At 51.2% G+C, this 1,681-nt stretch carries 2 protein-coding genes; both read right to left on the bottom strand.

Translation table 11 applies throughout. From position 1 onward, the window contains the following. A partial coding sequence (locus P0G09_RS15335) for a recombinase family protein (protein ID WP_275253078.1) occupies positions 1-1,104 on the bottom strand: 1,104 nt, incomplete at its 3' end. Between the two features lie 83 nt (positions 1,105-1,187). Beyond that, complete coding sequence (locus P0G09_RS15330) at positions 1,188-1,652, bottom strand: hypothetical protein (RefSeq protein WP_005922204.1); 465 nt, start codon at positions 1,650-1,652, stop codon at positions 1,188-1,190. Positions 1,653-1,681: the final 29 nt, after the last annotated feature.

The raw sequence follows: 1,681 nt of genomic DNA, 5'->3' as shown, positions 1-1,681 counted from the left end.
AACCTTTACCCGGATGAAGTGTCCCTTGCACTTGCTCCCGTTCTTCTTGTGCAGAGAGCAATCAAAGAAGTCTTGACTGAAGTCCCTGTTGTTGGACGAACCATATTGCATCTTAGAACCGCAGTCAGCGCAGTAGACCATACCGGAGAAAATGCTGCTCTTGCCTGTCCGGGTCATGCGGTGACGCTGGTTACGAATCTCCTGAACCTTTTCAAACACATCATCGTCAATAATGCGCTCATGTGTATCTAGGAAGATAGCCTGATTTTCCACAGGATTCAGATGTCTCTTTTTATCCCAGATAGAGTTAGTATAGGTCTTGAAGTTGACTGTGCAGCCAGTGTACTCCCGGCGTTCCAGAATCAAACTTACTGCTCTTTTATCCCAGCGGTAAGGGTCTTCCGGGGCAGGTGCGTTTGTACTCCGGCCATGGCTCAACTTGTAGGCGGTAGGAGTCAGAACTTTATCTGCCCACAGTTGGTTCGCAATTTGGGTCGGCCCACGTCCCTCCATGCACATGGAGAAGATGCGCTTCACAATCGCAGCCGCTTCCGGGTCAACAAGCCAATGCTTCGGGTTCTCCGGGTCTTTCACATAGCCGTAGGGGACATTGACCGTCAGCGGTACTCCACGCTCTCCCTTGGCCTTCTGGACAGCCCGAATCTTGCGGCTGGTATCGCGGGCGTAAAACTCGTTGAACCAGTTCTTAATGCCCGCAAAATCGTTGTTTACGCTGTTCGGGTCAATGGTGTCGTAATTGTCGTTAATGGCAATGTAGCGAACGCCATACTGGGGAAAGGTGAAGTTTGTGTACAGACCCGTCAAGGCAGAGTTGCGCCCCAGTCGGGACAGGTCTTTTGTGATAACGATTCCTACACGCCCTGCTTCGATCTCGACCAGCATACTCTGAAAGCCGGGGCGGTCATAGTTCGTGCCAGAATAGCCATCATCAACAAAGAACACCGGGTTCGAGAAGTGGTTCTTTTTAGCGTAGTCCAAAAGGATATCCTTCTGGTTCTCGATAGAAAGGCTTTCGCCGAGTCGCTCGTCCTCCTGCGACAGTCGGCAGTAAAGTGCGGTGATTTTATTCGTTGCTCCAGACATTGTTGTGTCCTCCTTATTCTGTGGAGCAACTGTCAGTACAGGATTGGTTACCGGGTCAAGTATAGCAGAATTGGGCGCAGTTGTCATTCGTCTGCACCCTCATCTTCAAATTTTTGCTGGGCGTTCTTGGCAACAATGCGCTCCAGCTTCTTCAAAAAGGACTCCTTGCCCTCATAGCTGCCGGTCACGGTATAGGTGGTGTGACCGACTTTCTCCGTGGTAGTCAGTTCTGGAATCCAGAAGGCGGACAGGTTCTTGACATGGAGATTGCCGTTCTCATCTACATAGGAGCCGTGCTTCTTCTGCTCTTCGGTCAAGGGCTGCCGCTTGAAATAGATTTCATTTTCGGAGATGCTCACGGTTTCGCTGGCCTGCTCCTTCGGGGTATCGTCATACAGCTGGGCGAAAAATGCCAGTGCATCTTCGGGTGAGTCTTCCTCCATGAGCTGCTCGAAAATCCGCTGTTCCTCTGCCGAGAGGTTATTCCATGCGGCTTCCAACTCCTGCTCGTTGGCTGCGTTGACAAAGGCTTCGATCTCTTTTTTCATGGTGCATCCTCCTTTGGCTGCGAAAAGCG

Origin of the sequence: Faecalibacterium sp. DFI.5.82, from assembly GCF_029076575.1 — a bacterium.
Taxonomy (GTDB): Bacteria; Bacillota; Clostridia; order Oscillospirales; family Ruminococcaceae; genus Faecalibacterium; species Faecalibacterium duncaniae.
This window is presented reverse-complemented; position numbering and strand designations above follow the sequence as displayed.